This is a genomic window from Flavobacterium sp. LMO6 (assembly GCF_009495795.1).
Taxonomy (GTDB): Bacteria; Bacteroidota; Bacteroidia; order Flavobacteriales; family Flavobacteriaceae; genus Flavobacterium.
The window spans coordinates 1-206 of record NZ_WIBH01000134.1 but is presented as its reverse complement, the minus strand read 5'-3'; the positions used below and the strand labels follow the sequence as shown (position 1 = coordinate 206).

Sequence of the window (206 nt, the reverse complement as noted above, 5' to 3'; positions counted from 1 at the left end):
TTCCAGTAGATTTATTTATACCTACATATTTGGAACTCATTTGTAAATTCTTATGCTTAGAACGTAAATTAACATCAATATTCTGTAATACCTTTTCTATTGCTTTAACACGACTTGGAGCGACTAACCACGAATCAGTAGTTAACGCATTAGCCAAATCATAAAGCGGTATAATTTCAGATATTTTAATATCGTAAACTTTACCG

The 206-nt window shown here is 30.6% G+C and carries 1 protein-coding gene; it reads right to left on the bottom strand.

Annotated elements, in window-relative coordinates; translation table 11 throughout:
• Window positions 1-206 (bottom strand): hypothetical protein (locus GFJ99_RS13615; protein ID WP_162524045.1); only part of this gene is annotated, 206 nt, incomplete at both ends.